At 43.6% G+C, this 13,979-nt stretch carries 9 protein-coding genes; 3 read left to right on the forward strand and 6 right to left on the reverse strand.

Annotated elements, in window-relative coordinates:
* Positions 1-398: 398 nt before the first annotated feature.
* Complete coding sequence (locus tag RCH20_RS03015; RefSeq protein ID WP_327192534.1) at positions 399-542, reverse strand: hypothetical protein; 144 nt, start codon at positions 540-542, stop codon at positions 399-401.
* Between the two features lie 586 nt (positions 543-1,128).
* On the opposite strand from RCH20_RS03015, the gene gdhA reads away from it, so the two are divergent.
* From gdhA to metE, 3 genes are all read left to right on the forward strand, one after another.
* Positions 1,129-2,475 carry an NADP-specific glutamate dehydrogenase gene (gene gdhA, locus RCH20_RS03020; protein ID WP_209956598.1) on the forward strand — a complete coding sequence of 449 codons (1,347 nt, stop codon included), beginning with the start codon at positions 1,129-1,131 and terminating at the stop codon, positions 2,473-2,475.
* A gap of 321 nt (positions 2,476-2,796) precedes the next feature.
* Positions 2,797-3,309, forward strand: a complete 513-nt coding sequence (locus RCH20_RS03025) for a PepSY domain-containing protein (RefSeq protein WP_327192535.1) — start codon at positions 2,797-2,799, stop codon at positions 3,307-3,309.
* Between the two features lie 283 nt (positions 3,310-3,592).
* Positions 3,593-5,983 carry a 5-methyltetrahydropteroyltriglutamate--homocysteine S-methyltransferase gene (gene metE, locus RCH20_RS03030; RefSeq protein ID WP_327192536.1) on the forward strand — a complete coding sequence of 797 codons (2,391 nt, stop codon included), beginning with the start codon at positions 3,593-3,595 and terminating at the stop codon, positions 5,981-5,983.
* 250 nt (positions 5,984-6,233) lie between these two features.
* Here metE and hutI read toward each other — a convergent pair whose 3' ends face one another.
* The 5 genes from hutI to hutU form a co-directional block, all read right to left on the reverse strand.
* Positions 6,234-7,556, reverse strand: coding sequence for an imidazolonepropionase (hutI, locus tag RCH20_RS03035; protein WP_327192537.1), 1,323 nt, complete (start codon positions 7,554-7,556; stop codon positions 6,234-6,236).
* A 38-nt stretch (positions 7,557-7,594) separates the two neighbouring features.
* Positions 7,595-8,659 (reverse strand): formimidoylglutamase, encoded by a 1,065-nt coding sequence (gene hutG, locus RCH20_RS03040; RefSeq protein WP_327192538.1) that lies wholly within the window; start codon positions 8,657-8,659, stop codon positions 7,595-7,597.
* Between the two features lie 53 nt (positions 8,660-8,712).
* Positions 8,713-10,272: a histidine ammonia-lyase gene (gene hutH / locus RCH20_RS03045; protein ID WP_327192539.1), complete on the reverse strand. Its 1,560-nt coding sequence runs from the start codon at positions 10,270-10,272 to the stop codon at positions 8,713-8,715.
* An 84-nt stretch (positions 10,273-10,356) separates the two neighbouring features.
* Entirely contained in the window at positions 10,357-11,739 is a 1,383-nt protein-coding gene (locus RCH20_RS03050) for a YjiH family protein (protein ID WP_327192540.1), read from the reverse strand.
* 171 nt (positions 11,740-11,910) lie between these two features.
* Positions 11,911-13,653 carry a urocanate hydratase gene (hutU, locus tag RCH20_RS03055; RefSeq protein ID WP_327192541.1) on the reverse strand — a complete coding sequence of 581 codons (1,743 nt, stop codon included), beginning with the start codon at positions 13,651-13,653 and terminating at the stop codon, positions 11,911-11,913.
* Positions 13,654-13,979: the final 326 nt, after the last annotated feature.

Raw genomic sequence — 13,979 nt, forward strand, 5'->3', positions numbered from 1 at the left:
TGAGTTAAAGCGATCAATTAAGGAAGTCATCTACTTATGAAGCTTAATTTTGCCATATGGTGACTGGCAAAATTATTGACAATCACCAGTTTGTCTCGGCTCATTGGAATCATCCAGTATGTAATACCTCAACTAATCTTTATAAGACAGCTGATGGTTTTTCATTTAAGCTGCGCACATGACTAGCAAATTAACTCAACAGCAGCTTATAGTCAGTTCACAATAAAGGAGAGTCGTGTGTAGCAATGTGCTACTGGTATAAATTTTTTTGGCGTGCTGTTTGCAAGCGTGCTTCGAGCCTGCAAAACGTTTGTTACAGTAGCATCCCAGTAGCACTGGATCTTGTTTAAATTGAATCGACTATAGCGCATTACTAGTCAAATAAATTTTGCTAGGATTTATGAGGTGTGCTTGATGTCCAATAATATCCAGCCCGACTTAATATGCGAAGGTGGTAATGAAACAATCATAATACCTTGTGCTACGCCACTAAAAACAGCGAGGCTTATTGAGAATAATGGTACTTTAAGACTAGGCATCATAAGTTCTTACTTTCAGTATTGACTTCATACTCTTTTTTTTAAAATTAAAAAAATTAAATACAAGAAATTTTCAGTACTTAGTGTTAATATTTTTCCTGGTTTTTTGGTTTCTTAGCCTACAAAAATCTGCTTATAATAAATTGTAAGCGTTGTTAGAACGAGTGCTGCCAAAATCAGTATTGTCAGAAATAGGTATTAACCATGATTGATAACACTAATACTGCGATATAGGATTGACTTTTTTAAGCAGCAAGGTAAATTAAATAGGCAAAATAAAGTATCCGATCATCAAACGCATGTTAGGAGTCATTTTATACCTGCGATACTATCTGTCATAGCATTGAAGACTATCGACATTCGACAGTTTTCAATGCTGTCAATATGACATATAGAGACGACATAAAAGTCTCCTTCGTCTCTTAGACACACTGTCAGTGGACTCGCAATCCCAGCCGTTTTTATACGTGACAACGTATGAGGACGACTCCGACTCTACATCAGTGTTTGCAGTATTATAGCTTTCTGTAATACGATACTACGCGGATATAATCAAGTACGATCACAATTTTTATTTTAAGGAAGACCTATGAGTATCAGTCAAGCCATCGAAAAAGTTGAAGCACGCTATGCGCATCAGCCTGAATTTGTCCAAGCGGTAAAAGAAGTCGCCCTCACCATTAAGCCGTTATATGACGCACATCCTGAATATGAGACCTTAAAAATATTTGAACGCTTAGTAGAGCCTGATCGTGTTATTGCCTTTCGTGTTAATTGGGAAAATGATCACGGAGAAATCCAAGTCAACCGTGGCTGGCGTGTCCAGTTTAATAATTCTCTGGGCCCTTATAAAGGGGGTCTCAGATTTCATCCGACCGTGAGCCAATCTGTTTTAAAATTTTTAGGCTTTGAACAAATCTTCAAAAATGCTCTAACCGGTCTGCCAATCGGTGGTGGTAAAGGTGGCTCTGATTTTGACCCTAAAGGCAAAACAGAAACTGAAATTCGCCGTTTTTGCTACGCCTTTATGCGTGAGCTACATCACTATGTGAGTAAAGACATTGACGTGCCAGCTGGCGATATCGGTGTTGGCGGTCGTGAAGTCAGCTATATGTATGCGATGTACAAGAATCTAACCCGCGAATCGACCGGCGTTATCACTGGTAAAGGTGTTGGTTTTGGTGGTAGCTTAATGCGGACTGAGGCCACTGGTTACGGAGCTGTGTATTTCTTAGAAAATATGCTCGCTGTCCAAAAACAAGACATTAAAGGCAAAAAAGTATTGATATCGGGTACTGGTAATGTCTCACTACATGCCGCTGAAAAAGTCTGTATGTTAGGTGGTATGGTACTGACTGTTTCTGATTCACAAGGTACTTTGCATGATGAGCAAGGTCTCAATCAAGAAAAAATTGACTGGCTTAAAGCGCAAAAAGAACAAAGCAAGCCTTTAGCGGACTATGTCGCTGTTTTTGGTGGTGAATGGCTTGCCAAGCAAAAGCCATGGCACATCAAAGCTGATATCATTATCCCATCAGCCACTCAGAATGAAGTTGACGAAGACGATGCCAAGTCATTGGTCAACAACGGCGTAAAATATGTCGTTGAAGGGGCTAATATGCCACTTACCGCCGAAGCCATTGATCATATTCGCCTACATAAGGTGCATTATGCGCCAGGTAAAGCGGCCAATGCTGGCGGTGTGGCCGTATCTGCGCTTGAGATGTCACAGAATTCTGTGCGTCAGTATCAAACTTTTGAGCAAGTTGATGAGCGCCTAAAAAGTATTATGAAAGACATCCACGATAGCGCTGCTGAAGCTTCAGAACAGTATGGTCAGACAGACAACGGCTATATTGACTATATGGCTGGAGCAAACATGGTTGGCTTTAAGCGGGTTGCTGATGCCTTAGTTGCTTACGGTATTCTTAACTAAGACCCTTAGTTTATCGTATTGATGGTCTATATTGAGCCAATATCGTTTATATTTGATAGTTACTGTTTAATTTGAACACTTATAAGCAACAACTACCGCGTCTATGCATTGATGATAGGCGCGGTAATTTTTTATCTAAAAAATATTAATCTAGGCTCGTTAAAAATTACTAAATAATTTTTTAAGTGACTGATATAGATAGTCTTTTATATATTTTACTCAGTGTTACATTTAGGCGGTTTTACAAACAGATTGTAAGTAATCATTAGTAATTCTTTCACTACTCTAGGCGCATGCCTTACGTTAGTAGTAGGTGCTGGCGTGCCAATTACCACCGCAAGTGCGGCCACTCAGACCGCAAAGTCTAGTGAAGTGCTCGCCGCCCAAGTTAGTAAAATTAGCTTAAAACAAGCAATCCAGATTGCTAGTAAAAAAGCCTCAGGGACGTTAGTCAGTGCTGAGTTCGATGATGATGACGATAAGGCGCAAGGCGGTGTCTACGAGATAGAATTAAGTACAGAAAGCCAAAATTATGACATTAAAGTTGATGCCAATACCGGTAAAATTATTGCTACCAAAACTGGAAATTTAGATAGCGGCGATGTTGCTGATTTTAAAATTCAGAAACAAGCAAGAATACATATTATGAAGGGCATGAGTATCGCTGAGAAAAAAACAGGTGGACGCGCCCTGAAAATTGAGTTTAAGAATGACCGCGATTACGCCAATTATACCTCCTACTACGAAGTCGAACTGCTTAAAAGCAACCAGATTATTGAGTTAAAGGTTAATGCCAATACGGGCGAGATATTCAATAGTAAGGTCAAAAAATAAACATTGTAGAGTAGTGACTGTTTTAAACGCAAAAGCACTTGTTAGTAGTCACCGGCAGGTACTTTTTTATTGATAATGAAGTAAGTGCTTACTCATAATAGCTGACATAGTATAAACATCTTAAACCAAGTCAAAGTTGTTAACATTAATATAATTCATCTTATAATAAGTAAATTGATTTTTATTCATCTCAATAGTCAGTTATGATTACTCCATCGAATGCATTTATACCAATCTTTAAACCCTGATTCTTAAATATTGAATATAATTAATGGAGCAGCACATGACTACTGGAAACCAGCAATCTAAAGTACCTAGCCATATTTTAGGCTATCCACGTATCGGTGACAAACGTCAAACTAAATTTGCTTTAGAACATTACTGGAAAGGTAAAAAAGACAAGGCGACTACCCAAGCTGCGCTAGCAGAAGTCTTTACTACCAATATCCAAGACCAAATCGATGCGGGCCTTGATGTTATCACTACGGGCGATTTTGCCCATTATGACCTAGTGCTAAGCCAGGCTGTTGCCTTCGGTGTGCAGCCACTCCGTTTTGCTGGCGCGCAAACCTTAGATACTTTTGATCGTCAGTTCTACTTTGCCCGTGGTCGCGACCATACGAGTCAATATGAAGACACTGCCGCATGGCAAATGACTAAATGGTTCGATACCAACTATCATTATCTAGTGCCTGAATTAGAAGCCGATGAAGACTTTAGCAATACCGACTTTACTCAGGTGTTCAAACAAGTAAGCGACGCCAAAGCTATTATTAAAAACAGCGGTAAAACCGATAAAGCCTTAAAAGTAGTATTGGTTGGTCCGGTAAGTTTCTTATATTTAGCTTCCTCAAAGCTTGAGGACAAGCTAGAACATCTTGATAAATTGCTGCCAGTGTATGCGGACTTATTAAATCAGTTGGGCGAGCAAGGCGTTGATTGGGTACAAATGGATGAGCCAATTTTATCGTTGGACTTAGAGGGTCGCTGGCAGCAAGCGTTTGAGCGTGCTTATAACGGTCTACAACAAACGCCGCCACAAATCATCGTTGCTAACTACTTTGACTCGTTAGGTAATAACTGCAATATCGCTTGTAACTTACCCGTTAGCGGTATTCATATCGATATCACTCGCTCAAGCCAGCCGAAGCAATATGTCACCCAAGTGATTGATCACCTACCCAGCCATAAACTACTATCAATCGGTGTGGTGGATGGCCGTAGCGTGTGGACCACTGACCAAGCCCGTGCTCAAGAGATCTTGCTAGAGGCCAATGAGCGCTTGAACACTCCTCATTCTTATACTAATGGTAACCAGCCAAAAGCGGCTGATGGCAGTATTAATGAGCGCTTATGGGTTGGTACCGGTTCATCTTTGCTACATTTACCAGTTGATTTAACCTCAGAAGATGTTCCTGAAAATTTGAAGGGCAAGCTGGCTTTTGCTAAGCAAAAACTCAGCGAAGTGGTTGTTTGTGCCAAACTGGCTACTGGTGATTTACAGCCTGATAGTGCGGCTACTGATATCAGCTTGACCCCAACACAGTCTGCAGCGCAATCGCGTGATGGTATCTTTAAAGACCGTTATGCCAAGCAACAAGCAAAGTTAAATCTACCGCTATTACCAACCACCACTATTGGGTCGTTCCCGCAAACGGCTGAGATTCGTAAAGCCCGTCGTCAGTGGAATAATGGTGAGCTCAGTGATAGCGATTATCAAGACGCGATGAAAGCTGAGATTCGTCAGTGTGTGGTTGACCAAGAAGAGTTAGGTCTAGACGTCTTGGTTCATGGCGAAGCCGAGCGTACTGACATGGTGGAATACTTTGCTCAGTACTTGGATGGTTTTTGGTTGGCTAAGAATGGCTGGGTACAAAGCTATGGTACGCGCTGTGTTCGTCCACCAATCGTCGTTGGCGACATCAGCCGTCCGAACGCCATGACCGTTGATTGGATCACCTACGCGCAGAGTTTGACCAACAAGCCAATGAAAGGCATGTTGACCGGGCCAGTGACTATTCTAAACTGGTCGTTTGCGCCTAGTGATGCTGAGACTCGTGATACTTTACGTTTACAAATTGCCGAGGCAATCAATCAAGAAGTGAGTGATTTACAAGACGCGGGTATTGGTGTTATTCAGATTGATGAGCCCGCATTCCGTGAAGGGTTACCATTAAAGCAAGCTGAACAGGCCCATTACTGGCAGCAAGTGGTTGATAGCTTTAAGCATTCTGCCAGCTGTGCCCAGCCTGAAACTCAGATTCATACCCACATGTGTTACTCAAGCTTCCATGATTGTCTACACCATATCTCTGCTATGGATGCTGACGTCATTACCATCGAGACTGCACGCTCAGGATTGCAGCTGTTAGACGCTTTTAAAGTGGACGGCAATATTGATGGGGCCGATGGTTCTACCAATACTGAAGACAATTATCAACAGGGTTACCAAAACGCTATTGGCCCTGGGGTCTATGATATTCATAGCCCACGTGCCCCTGATAGCGATAACATGCAGATTGTTATTGATGAAGCGCAAAAATATATCCCAATCGAGCGCTTATGGATCAACCCAGACTGTGGTCTAAAGACTCGCAACTGGGAAGAAGTACGTCAACAGCTGCGTAACATGGTCGAGATGACAGAAATCGTGCGTAAAAAATACGCGGCCTAAGTTTTTAGTGTTATAAGTTTTTTATGCTTATAAACCAAAAAGTCTCAATCATCAATTGATTGGGGCTTTTCTTGTATAGTGAACCAAATATGAGACTTGTACATTCAGTATCAAATAAAATAGAGCTATGGGTTCATGTGGCTGGTAAAAATTTCCTCGCTTGCTGTATGACCGCGCCACTTTTCGAGCCTTCAAAAATCTCTCCCAACCACATTTTATTCGTTGCGAAGTGGGTTCAGATATTTCGATATTAGCTTTTACGCCACTGGCCTTGACGCATAATATCGGTAATAGGATTAAGCCCAATCTGATAGCATAAGTCCGCAGGGCGAGTGATATCCCAAAGCGCTAGATCGGCATCACAGCCGATTTCTATTTTACCTTTATGTGATAACCCCAATGCTTGTGCGGCGTTAATAGTGGCTCCTGCTAGTACTTCTTCAGGGGTTAAATAAAACAGCGTACAGCCCATATTCATCGCCAGTAATAGCGAGGTCAGCGGTGACGTGCCCGGATTACAGTCGGTTGAAATAGCGATAGCAACTTGATGTTTACGCAGTGCTGCTATCGGTGGTAGCTTGGTATCACGCAAGGTATAAAAAGCACCGGGTAATAGCACTGCAACCGTATTACTGGCGGCCATTTTCTTAATATCTGCCTCTGATAAATGCTCTAAATGATCGCTAGATAGTCCTTGGTACTCAGCAACTAAGGCACTACCACCTATATCAGACAGCTGCTCTGAATGGAGTTTGACAGGCAAATCTAATGAGCGGGCCATTTCAAAGACGCGTCTGATTTGCTCTGAACTAAAAGCAATGTTTTCACAAAATCCATCGACTGCATCGACTAGACCCTCGCTATGTAAAATTGGTAGCCACTCGCAGACTTGCTCAATGTAGTCGTCCGCACAGTATTTATACTCGGGCGGCAAAGCATGAGCAGCTAAATAGGTAGTACTGACATGGATATCGTATTTGTCACCCAGTTGACGCGCGACGGTGAGCATTTTGCGCTCAGTATCTAAGTCCAGACCATAGCCAGATTTGATTTCGACACTGGTCACGCCTTCTTTTATGAGCGCTAGCAGACGTTTTTCACTTTGGGCAAATATCTCCTCAATACTGGCTGCGCGAGTCGCACTGACGGTCGCGACAATCCCGCCGCCTTGCGCTGCAATATCTTGATAACTGGCGCCGTGTAGACGCGCCTCAAATTCATTGCTGCGATTACCGGCGTAGACCAAATGGGTGTGACAGTCGATTAAACCTGGCGTTATCCAGCCGCCATTAACATCTCTGATTTGTTCTGCTTGATAATCAGCAAGATGTGGGGTCATCTGTTCATTTGACCCAATCCACGCAATCTTGCCTTCTTTTATACCGATAGCAGCGTTTTGTAGCTGACCGTAAGGTGCGCGATTTGCTGCTGTTGATTTACCGTTTTCTTTACGGTTGGTAGGCACATCAAAGCCATAATGCGCTGAAAAAGTGGCGAGATTGGCATTGATAATAACACGATCAAACGATGCCATGGTTGCGGTATTCGTCGTCTGGTTGGTAGTGTTAGTCATAATATACTCCTGCTAGGTGCTAGCTGTTTATATACTAGCTATAAGGTGAATAGGTGTTGCTCAATGATGGTGGCTAAAAGTCGAGCAGCAACTTTACAGCTGCGTTGGTCACTATCATAGGTCGGATTAATCTCAGCAATATCTGCTATTTTTACTTTTCCGGACGCCATAATAGTTTTGACAGCCCGCTCAACGAAGCTCAGCTCGATACCATAGGCAGCGGGTGCACTGACTCCAGGTACCACGCTAGAAGGAAAGCAGTCCATATCAATGGTTAAATAAACCACATCAACCTGATTGATAAACCTTTCAATTTGAGCAGAAAGTGTTTCCCATGATTGATAATAACAGTCCTCATCACTGATAACGCGCACACCTAAACTGTCGGCACGATCAAACAGCGCTGCGGTGTTGGAGAAGCGGCTTACCCCAATACAGCAATAGTGAAAAGGCTGCTGATATTCAGTAAGGTGTTCTGCGATTTGGCGAAAAGGGGTGCCGGAAGTGGCCACATCAGATTGACGAATATCAAGATGGGCATCAAAGTTAATGATGCCAATAACGGGGGTAGTCGGTATGTCGGCCGTATTGTTTTCACTGGTGTTACCATTAGCAGCCTGCTGAAGCGCCTGCCATAATCCTAAAAAGCTACCATAGGCCATCGCATGACCGCCGCCAAGACCAATAGGTAGACCACCTTGTTTAATGATTTTACTGATAACATTGGCATATTGCTGCTGAGCTTGCTCGAGCAGTTGCTCGGCAAAACCATCGTCATCATCACAATGAATATCGCCGGCATCGCCTAACAATGTTGGCAACTCATCATCAAAACGTTGCTGTAGTTCAGCGATAACCGGTAGCTTAGCAAACGCGCTACGAATCAGTGGCGGCGCGGCTTTTGCCCCAACGCGGCCTTGATTGCGTCTAACGCCCTGATCGCAGGCAAAGCCAACCAGCCCGATACGCTGTCCTATATTATCAAACGCATAAGGCTGGGCCAGCTGATACCAATAGCAGGCGCGCGCGCTTTCAAATGGCTCCGCACGTCCTGTCCATAGCGCCATATCAGCAGTGGTTTGGCTAACGGCTGTTATAGTCATCGCTGATCTCCTTTAAAATTGATTTGAAGATATCTGTTTATTTAGAAAGAACCTTATTTAGAAAGGTACCAGTCATTGCGCATTTCCTGCCAATACTCCGTTAAAGAACGACTGAGTATTAATTGCTTGGCCGCTTCAATATCTGGCGCTAAGTAACGGTCTTTATCATAAAAAGTAACTTGCTCACGTAAGAGTTGATGAGCTGTCGTCAATGGCTTTGAGGTATCAAGCCCGTGGTGAAAATCAATGCCTTGGCCCGCTGCTAATAGCTCAATACCGATAATGGTCGCGGTATTTTGCGCCATCTCATATAAACGCCGTGCACAGTAAGTTGCCATCGAGACATGGTCTTCTTGATTGGCAGAAGTCGGAATGCTATCGACACTGCCAGGATGGGCGATGGACTTATTCTCAGAGGCTAATGCTGCTGCGGTAACGTGAGCAATCATAAAGCCGGAGTTCAAGCCAGCATTATCAACCAAGAACGGCGGTAGACCTGATAAGGTTGCATCAATTAGCAATGCCACGCGGCGCTCAGACATTGAGCCAATTTCAGCAATCGCTAAAGCTAATATATCAGCAGCAAACGCAACCGGCTCAGCATGAAAGTTACCACCTGAGATAGCAACGGGACCATCGTCGTTGGTAAAAATAAGCGGATTATCGGTTACAGCATTGGCTTCGATTAATAAGGTTTGTCCTGCTTGATTGATAATATCAAGGCAGGCGCCCATTACTTGTGGCTGACAACGCAAGCAGTAAGGGTCCTGCACTCTATCGTCTTGTTCCCCTTTGTGCGAAGCTCGAATATCACTACCTTTAATCAAGCTTCTAAGCGCTTTGGCAATTTCTATTTGGCCATGATGACCACGAACCTCATGAATACGAGCATCGAATGGTGCATCTGAGCCTTTTGCTGCATCGATAGACATTGATCCAACGATAGTCGCCGATTCTAATAAGTCACGCGCTAAGAAATAGCCCCGTAGCGCAAGGGCAGTTGAGACTTGAGTGCCATTGATTAGAGCAAGGCCTTCTTTAGCAGCAAGGGTAATGGGCTCAAGGCCATGCTGTGCTAGAGCGTCAGCGGCCGGCACGCATTGACCATCGACATAGACATCTCCTTCACCCATTAGCGCTAGGGTCATATGGGATAGAGGGGCTAAATCGCCGGACGCACCGACCGAGCCTTTAACAGGGATATGCGGGGTAATTTGATGATTGATTAATGCCAATAAACCATCGACCACGACACGGCGTACTCCAGAAACGCCTTGTGCTAGGCTAGCAACTTTCATGACCATTATCAGTCGAACCACGCTGTCCGGTAAGGGTTCACCAGTACCAACGGAATGCGATACGATAAGATTGCGCTGTAGCAACTCAAGCTGATCATCGTTAATTCGAGTCTTGGCCAATAAGCCAAAACCAGTATTAATACCATACGCGCTTTTATCACGAGCAATGATGGTTCGTACATCTTCGTGTGAAGCGTCTATCGCGTCGTAGGCGCTATCGGGTAGCGAGAAGGTAACGGGTTGATCATAAATACCGCGTAACATCTCAAAGCTTAACTGGCGCGGATTTAGAGTTAGGTTTTTTATAGTGGTCATAACAGTGCTCCTGTTTATATGGGTTGTATTATTAAATACACTTAACGAATTGAAAATATGTTTCAAACACCTGTTTCAAGACAGTTAAGCAATCCAACCAAAGTACATAGCTAATTGTCCAAAAGCTGCGGCTAGTAAAATGCTAAGCACAACCCGCTGGAACCAAATAATGACCATTTTTCCCACTGATAACGGAATTTCGGTTGCAAGTACACAAGGAATCATCGCGGAAAAGAACAGCACGCTGCTAATTGAGATGACACCGGCGACATAGCGGGTCAAAATATCGGCATCACTTAGTAACAGTGCTGGCAAGAACATCTCAGCTAAGCCTGCTGACATTCCTTTGGCAGCTACTAACGGATCAGGTAGTCCGCCCAACCAAGTAAATGGATATAGCAATAAGCCAAGCGCGTCAAATACCGGCGTATATTTTGCTAACAACAATCCCGTTAAGCCGACAGCAATAATAGAAGGCACAATGGCGGCCGCCATCGTAATACCGTCTCTAAAGTTGGACCATAAGATGTGTTTTAAATCTGTCGCTTGGCGTGAGGTAGCAAGCCCTAAATCTAATGCGGCTCCTAGACGAGTACCTTTTTTATAAGTTAATTCTGGACGATCTATTTCGTTATCAGCACGACTAATTGGTGGAATACGAGCAGTGATTGCAGTGACAATAAAGGTAATCACTAGCGTCGACCAAAAGAATAAGTTCCAAGACTCCATTAGCCCCAGTGTTTTGGCAACAATAACCATAAATGCCGCTGACACCGTGGAAAAACCGGTCGCAATAATAATGGCTTCACGAGCAGAGTATTGTTTTTGTAGATAAACGCGGTTAGTGATTAATAGACCAATAGAATAACTGCCCACAAAAGAGGCAACGGCATCAATGGCTGATGCGCCCGGCGTTTTCCAGATAGGCTTCATGATAGGTTGCATAAGTACGCCAACCATTTCCAGCAGGCCAAAACCAACTAAAAAGGCTAAGATTAACGCACCAATAGGGACAATCATGCCAACCGGAAGCGCCAGTTTTTCGAACAAAAATGGCAGCATGTCTTTTTCCATCATGAACTCAGGCGCGGCACCGGTGACATACATAACCGCAAGTACCAAACCAATGACTTTAAATACGGTCAATGTTGTATTGGTAATATCCTTGCGCCACGAGCCATCATAAAAAGGCTTACTCACCCCATAGATCATAAGTGAAAATAATAGTACTACCGCAAGGGTGTGCTGCTGAGTGACCAGATAAGTTGCACCGTGATCAAATAAAATAGTACTTTTTTCACCGATGGTAAACGGCACAAAGAACATTACCAAACCGATGGTACTAAATACGATTAGCTGTAAGATTGCGATAGGGGTTGATAGAAGCTTTTCAGGTGGCGTCATATCGGGCGTAGTGTTAGTAGGTTGACCAGATTGCTCATGCTTAATGGTATCTTGCTCAGCCATATTATCCTCCTTGATAATGTATGAGCCACTGTGTTTAGAAGTGGCAGACGGGTAGTGCGGTCATAATGATTGCTAGCAGCTCTTGAAAGGCTAGGTGACGTAGTACTTAAAGCACTACGCTCCCCAATAAATTAGGCATATAACAAGTAATAGCTACTTTATTAGCAATAACTACTTAATCATTGGCAGATTCAGGCCATACTCTTTAGCGGTTTTAATCGCCAGCTCATAGCCAGCATCTGCGTGACGCATTACACCTGAACCGCAATCATTAACCAATACTCGAGCTAAGCGTTTGGCTGCTGCATCCGTACCGTCAGCGACAATAACCATGCCCGAATGCTGCGAGTAACCCATGCCAACACCACCGCCATGATGCAGTGACACCCAAGTTGCGCCGCCGGCAACATTTAGCATACCGTTTAATAATGCCCAATCAGATACCGCATCTGAGCCATCTTTCATGCTTTCTGTTTCCCGATTAGGACTGGCGACTGAACCAGTATCTAGATGATCACGACCGATGACGATAGGGCCCTTTAGCTCGCCACTTTTGACCATTTCATTAAAGGCAAGTCCTGCCTTATCACGCTCACCCAAACCTAGCCAACAGATACGTGCAGGCAATCCTTGAAATTGGATGTGCTCTTTTGCCATATCAAGCCAGCGATGGATGTGAGTATTTTCAGGGAACAGCTCTTTGATTTTTTGGTCGGTCTTATAGATATCTTCTGGATCACCAGATAGAGCGACCCAACGAAACGGACCTTTACCTTGGCAAAACAGCGGTCGAATATAAGCGGGTACAAAGCCTGGGAAGTTAAAAGCATCCTTAACGCCTTCATCAAAGGCCACTTGGCGAATGTTGTTACCATAGTCGGTTGCTGGAATATCCATAGCTTGCAAGTCTAAAATTGCTTGTACGTGTACCGCGCAAGACTCAGCAGCAGCCTTAGTCAATGCAGCATGTTGATTATGATCTTCTTGCGCCGCTTTCCACTCTTTCACACTCCAACCACTAGGAAGATAGCCGTTGATTAAGTCATGAGCTGAGGTTTGGTCTGTTACTAAGTCTGGTTTCATACCACCTGCATCCGCACGCTTGACCATTTCTGATAATATGTCGGCGGCGTTACCAAGTAGGGCAATAGAAACTGCTTCACCAGCATCGGTATGCTGTTTTATCAGCTCGTAAGCGTGATCTAAGTCATCTGCTTGCTTATCGACGTAGCCGGTACGCAGACGAAAATCGATACTGGATTGTTGGCATTCAATATTTAATGAAGTTGCCCCTGCAAAGGTCGCGGCTAATGGCTGCGCGCCGCCCATACCACCCAGACCAGCGGTCAAAATCCAGCGTCCTGCCCAGCTGCCATCATAATGCTGACGACCTGCTTCGACAAAGGTCTCGTAGGTGCCTTGGACAATACCTTGGGTACCGATATATATCCAGCTACCAGCGGTCATCTGCCCATACATCATCAAGTCTTTGCGATCGAGCTCGTTGAAATGCTCCCACGTCGCCCAGCGCGGTACCAGATTAGAGTTGGCAATCAATACACGGGGTGCATTTTCATGAGTCTGAAAAACACCCACTGGTTTACCCGATTGGACCAATAGCGTCTCGTCATCTTCTAAGACTTTTAACGACTCCAAAATCTGATCATAGCTTTCCCAGTTACGTGCTGCGCGACCAATACCACCGTAAACCACCAAGCTTTTAGGATTTTCAGCGACATCTGGATGCAGATTATTTTGTAGCATGCGATAAGGTGCTTCGGTCAGCCAGCTTTTGCAATGTAAGGTATTACCAGTAGGGGCAGCAATATTACGAGTCTCATCATGGCGGGTAAATTCATTATCGTTGGTCGTTTCATTATTAGTTCTATTATTAGTTCTATTACTAGTAATCATCGTCGTTCCTTGGGGTCGTCTATTCGTGCCCAAAAAGGCCATTAATATGAATTATTTAAAATAACCTGCTTAGGGGGTGTTGATGAAAAATGATTAATAACAGCATTAGTATATTAAGGTTATTCATAAGTTGTATATACAAATTATCAGAGACTGTTTTATCTTGCAAGTTTTTTTAGCCAATAGTTCAATTATTTGCAATATGGTCTTGATAGAACGATGAATAGCGCCAGTATATTAAGGTTATTCATAAGTTGTATATACAAATTATCAGAGACTGTTTTATCTTGCAAGTTTTTTTAGCCAATAGTTCAATTATTTGCAAT

Origin of the sequence: Psychrobacter sp. PL15, from assembly GCF_035984995.1 — a bacterium.
Lineage (GTDB): Bacteria > Pseudomonadota > Gammaproteobacteria > Pseudomonadales > Moraxellaceae > Psychrobacter.

Coding starts and splice junctions, on each gene's coding strand:
- gdhA (WP_209956598.1), top strand. CDS start 1,129: ATGAGTATCAGTCAAGCCATCGAAAAAGTTGAAGCACGCTATGCGCAT.
- hutU (WP_327192541.1), bottom strand. CDS start 13,653: ATGATTACTAGTAATAGAACTAATAATAGAACTAATAATGAAACGACC.
- hutH (WP_327192539.1), bottom strand. CDS start 10,272: ATGACCACTATAAAAAACCTAACTCTAAATCCGCGCCAGTTAAGCTTT.
- RCH20_RS03050 (WP_327192540.1), bottom strand. CDS start 11,739: ATGGCTGAGCAAGATACCATTAAGCATGAGCAATCTGGTCAACCTACT.
- metE (WP_327192536.1), top strand. CDS start 3,593: ATGACTACTGGAAACCAGCAATCTAAAGTACCTAGCCATATTTTAGGC.
- hutI (WP_327192537.1), bottom strand. CDS start 7,556: ATGACTAACACTACCAACCAGACGACGAATACCGCAACCATGGCATCG.
- hutG (WP_327192538.1), bottom strand. CDS start 8,659: ATGACTATAACAGCCGTTAGCCAAACCACTGCTGATATGGCGCTATGG.
- RCH20_RS03015 (WP_327192534.1), bottom strand. CDS start 542: ATGATGCCTAGTCTTAAAGTACCATTATTCTCAATAAGCCTCGCTGTT.